Source organism: Lacrimispora amygdalina (assembly GCF_003432035.1).
Classification (GTDB): Bacteria; Bacillota; Clostridia; order Lachnospirales; family Lachnospiraceae; genus Lacrimispora; species Lacrimispora amygdalina.
Genome location: NZ_QOHO01000143.1, coordinates 1 through 4,182 on the forward strand (window position 1 = coordinate 1; position 4,182 = coordinate 4,182).

A 4,182-nucleotide genomic window follows, 5' to 3' on the forward strand; every position below is an offset into this window, starting at 1 on the left:
TAAAAATTATGTTCTTTTTTTTCAACTGTTTACGTTGAGACAAATATGTAGTTAAGTATGATGCTACATTACCAACAAGTAACAAGGAAAATAGTTCAAAGATAAAAAATGAACAGGTTATTATAGTCTTTTTTCCAATAACCATAAGTAGTAAAGTTACGATACTTAATATAATTACTACCATACTGATAATCCAATATATTTTGGAATTTTTCATAGATATCCACTTCCTTATCAAAAATAATAAATAGCTAATGTTTAATTTCTTTTATTATACATTAAAATCACCTCTCTATCATTTAATATTATATAACGTAAAAACTTAAATTATTTTACATGTAATAAATACTAGTATTTGTGTAACTTTTACTGTTATAGAATGGTAAGTCCCATAAACAATTGCAATATAATAAAGGGGTAGCTCTTCAAACAGAGCTATCCCTTTATACAATTTATTGTCCTTAATTAAAACTCTTCATCCGAGTACAGACTGAGTCCATTTGTTTCGATAACTTTCTTATACCAGTAAAAAGATTTTTTCTTCAGTCGTTTATAAGTCCCCTTACCGAAATCATCACAGTCCACATAGATATATCCGTAACGCTTAGACATCTGCTTGGTGGATTCCGAAACCAGATCGATACAGCCCCAGGAGGTATAGCCGAGACAATCCACGCCGTCCTCCTCAATGGCATCTAAAATAGCCTTCATATGCTCCCTTAAGTAATCAATCCGGTACTGGTCATCAATAGTCCCGTCTTCCTCAACCACATCTGCAGCCCCAAGTCCGTTCTCTACAATAAACAGAGGCTTGCGGTAGCGGTCATAGAGATCTACCATGGAAATACGCAGTCCGGTAGGATCAATCTGCCATCCCCAGTCGGAAGCCTTTAAGTAAGGATTTTTAATGGCATTTATGGTATTGCCTGCCGTAACATTTAAATTAGATGTATCCTCAGCTGCACAGGATGAATTATAATACGAGAAGGAAACAAAATCCACAGGATAGGATTTCATGATTTCATCATCCCCCGCTTCTTTGCGTATGCTGATCCCGTTATTTTTAAAACGGGAGAGTAAGTAAGCCGGATATTCTCCAAATACCTGGGTATCACTATAGCAGTAGGTTCCCCGCATGGTCTGCTGGGCTTTTAATACATCTTCCGGCTTGCAGGTATAGGGATAGTAGGTCAGTTTTGTCAGCATGCATCCAACGAGAGAGCCGGGAATAATCTCATGACAGATTCTGGTTGCATGGGCAGATGCCACAAACTGGTGGTGCATTGCCTGAAAGATTACCTCCTCGAAGTTCTGACCGGGGAAACGGTCTTCGATTAAGCCGCCGGTTGTATAGGGGTGGCGGATCATGGAGTCCACTTCATTAAAGGTCAGCCAGTATTTTACCTTATCCTTATACCGGGTGCAGATGGTTTCCACATATCTTGTGAAAAAGCCAATGACCTCTCTGGAATACCAGCCCTTATAATTTAATACCAGATTTAAAGGAGGTTCATAGTGGGACATGGTCACAAGCGGTTCGATCCCGTATTTATGAAGCTCGTCAAATACATCGTCATAGAATTTAAGTCCCTCTTCATTGGGCACTTCCTCATCCCCATTCGGGAAAATACGGGACCAGGCAATGGACAGGCGGTAGACCTTAAAGCCCATTTCTGCGAAGAGTCTTATATCTTCTTTGTAATGGTGATAAAAATCTGATCCATGGCGTTTGGGATAATATACCTCATCATCGGTAGCAAGAGCAGCTTCAATGTCTTTAGTCGTTACTGCGTTGTGAGCCTTATAATTGGTCACGTCTGTATCAAAATGTGCTCTGGCGCAGTCTGATACGGAAATTCCTTTTCCGCCTTCTTTCCAACCGCCTTCAACCTGGTTGGCAGCAGTTGCACCGCCCCAGAGAAAACCTTCCGGAAACGTCTGTTTGTGATTCATATGATTCCCTCCCTCTTCCTTAGCTGTTTTAATGTTTCATGCAATTATTATAACAGAGCAGAAAATCAATATCCAAGAACACTTTTTCCAAATTGGTGGTGGTGTCTGCTTCTTTTGGAGAGAAGAAGAAAATGCCATTATGAAAATGGAAAAACTGAACATGGAGTTTAAAAGGTAAGTATGATAATATGTCAATACGCATAAGAAAACCAGAAAAAACATGAATAAAGTGGGGAAGATGCACAAAGTTTGGGGAAATGCGGAACGTTTTAATGTAAATACCGTTAATACGGTGGAGATGGAGGAAAAGATGAAAGACAAATTAATGAACGGCATGCTGTCTGCAGCAGGGGCAATGCAGACACAAAGACATCTGGCAGCAATTAAAAACGCATTTATGAGCCTTCTGCCAATTATCATTATCGGCTCATTCTGTACACTGTTTTCCAATGTTATCTGCAACACGACACCAGGATTTTTCAGTCTTGCAAACATTCCGGGTTTAAGCTTCCTTGGAAAATTGAATCCCATGTTTACAGCAGCCAACTACGGAACCATGAATTTTATCGCGATCGGATGTGTGATCTTAATTGCCATGGAACTGGGGGAACACTATGGAATTACCGATAAGGCACTTCCGGTTGTGGCACTGGGAGCCTATATTTCACTTTGTGCCTTTACTGCAAGCGGAAAGGCAGCTGATGGTACCGAAGTGGTAGTCACCAATGTTCTTTCAAGAGTCTACACCAATGCACAGGGGCTGTTTGTAGGAATGTTTGCTTCCATAGCTGCTACGGAAATTTACTGCCGGCTGGTAAAGAGCGGAAAACTGGAAATTCATATGCCAGAAGGTGTTCCGTCAAACGTAGCAAGATCCTTTACGATCCTGTTCCCTTCCCTGATTACTGTGGTCATTATATCAGCAGTGGGAATGATATTTGAAATGGCTACAGGCATGACACTGTTTAATGCCATTACCGCATTTATTCAGAGACCGCTGTCCAATATCTTAACAAGCTTCCCTGGATATATCACCCTTATTTTCATCACCACTGTTTTATGGACGTTTGGTATTCACGGAACCCAGGTGACAAAGGCGGTATACGAACCTATTCTTCTGGCTGCTTTTGCAGAAAATGAGGCTGCATATGCTGCAGGAACGGCGATTCCCAATATTATTAACACCCCCTTTATGTCCTGTTTTTCAACCGTTACCGGAGCAGGAATCACCGGAGGACTGATTATCGCCATTATGCTGTTTTCCAAGCGTGAAGACTATAGGGCAATTGCGAAGCTGGCTCTTCCCTGTGCTCTTTTTAACATCAATGAACCGCTGACTTTCGGACTTCCGATTGTAATGAATCCGGTGCTTGCCATTCCGTTTATGATTTCACCCGCAGTATCCGCTACTTTTGCGTATGCCATGACAAAGATCGGCTTCTGTGCAAGGATGGTGGTAAATGCACCGTGGACCACACCTCCGGGACTTATGGCGTTTCTTTGTTCCGGCGGAAATATAGGGGCAGCAGTAACTCAGATTATCTGTATCCTCCTTGCATTTGTAGTGTATATCCCGTTTGTTCTGATAGCAAACAAACAGCAGGTTGTAACAGAAGAATAACAGTTTCAAACAGAATGAGGCGATTATGAGTCTGACAAAATAGAGGAGGCAATTGAAACATGAAGGAAAAGCATGAGCTTCAGGTGACAGACGTATTTTCAAAAGCAAGAATTATTACTTATCTGTGGATTGTATTATGTCCGCCTTACGGACTTTTCCGGGTATGGAGTCCTTCGTCTGAATTTCGCAGACCGGAAAAATGGGTATGGACCATGATTGTGATCTGCACCCTGTTTACATTTGTGAAACTCATAATCGCTGGTTAGGAGAGAGAGGCAGCATAGTGATGGATATTGAAATGATTGTTATGAAACTTGTAGTAAACGGAGGGAATGCCAGAAGTACTGCAATTGAGGCCCTTCGTGCGGCCAAGGCCGGTGACTTTAAGAAGGCAGATGAACTCATGGAGGAGGCAGACACCATACTTAAGGAAGCTCACGAGATACAGACAGAGATGATCCAGAATGAATTAAACGGCAATAAAGTGGAGGTCGGACTTCTGATGGTTCATGCCCAGGATCATTTGATGAATGCCATGACGGTCATGGATTTATGCAAAGAAATGATTGATATTTTGAGAAAATAAGTTAAACCCGAATTATTCATGA

The 4,182-nt window shown here is 41.3% G+C and carries 5 protein-coding genes; 3 read left to right on the forward strand and 2 right to left on the reverse strand.

Annotated features, from left to right (window positions below):
* Together DS742_RS29310 and ascB are read right to left on the reverse strand one after the other, a co-directional pair.
* Nucleotides 1–217, reverse strand: a 217-nt coding sequence (locus DS742_RS29310) for a hypothetical protein (protein WP_205692828.1), incomplete at its 3' end; no start/stop codon positions are given.
* Between the two features lie 248 nt (nt 218–465).
* Complete coding sequence (ascB, locus tag DS742_RS28235; RefSeq protein ID WP_117420229.1) at nt 466–1,953, reverse strand: 6-phospho-beta-glucosidase; 1,488 nt, start codon at nt 1,951–1,953, stop codon at nt 466–468.
* 310 nt (nt 1,954–2,263) lie between these two features.
* Between ascB and DS742_RS28240 the strand changes: the two genes are divergently transcribed.
* Genes DS742_RS28240 through DS742_RS28250 form a run of 3 tightly spaced genes read left to right on the forward strand, consistent with a single transcriptional unit; the run spans nt 2,264 to nt 4,160 of the window.
* On the forward strand, nt 2,264–3,574 hold the full coding sequence (locus DS742_RS28240) for a PTS sugar transporter subunit IIC (RefSeq protein WP_117420232.1): 1,311 nt from the start codon (nt 2,264–2,266) through the stop codon (nt 3,572–3,574).
* A 59-nt stretch (nt 3,575–3,633) separates the two neighbouring features.
* Nucleotides 3,634–3,840: a hypothetical protein gene (locus tag DS742_RS28245; RefSeq protein WP_117420230.1), complete on the forward strand. Its 207-nt coding sequence runs from the start codon at nt 3,634–3,636 to the stop codon at nt 3,838–3,840.
* Between the two features lie 20 nt (nt 3,841–3,860).
* Entirely contained in the window at nt 3,861–4,160 is a 300-nt protein-coding gene (locus DS742_RS28250) for a PTS sugar transporter subunit IIA (protein WP_117420231.1), read from the forward strand.
* Nucleotides 4,161–4,182 lie beyond the last annotated feature (22 nt).

Coding starts and splice junctions, on each gene's coding strand:
- DS742_RS28245 (WP_117420230.1), top strand. CDS start 3,634: ATGAAGGAAAAGCATGAGCTTCAGGTGACAGACGTATTTTCAAAAGCA.
- DS742_RS28240 (WP_117420232.1), top strand. CDS start 2,264: ATGAAAGACAAATTAATGAACGGCATGCTGTCTGCAGCAGGGGCAATG.
- DS742_RS28250 (WP_117420231.1), top strand. CDS start 3,861: ATGGATATTGAAATGATTGTTATGAAACTTGTAGTAAACGGAGGGAAT.
- ascB (WP_117420229.1), bottom strand. CDS start 1,953: ATGAATCACAAACAGACGTTTCCGGAAGGTTTTCTCTGGGGCGGTGCA.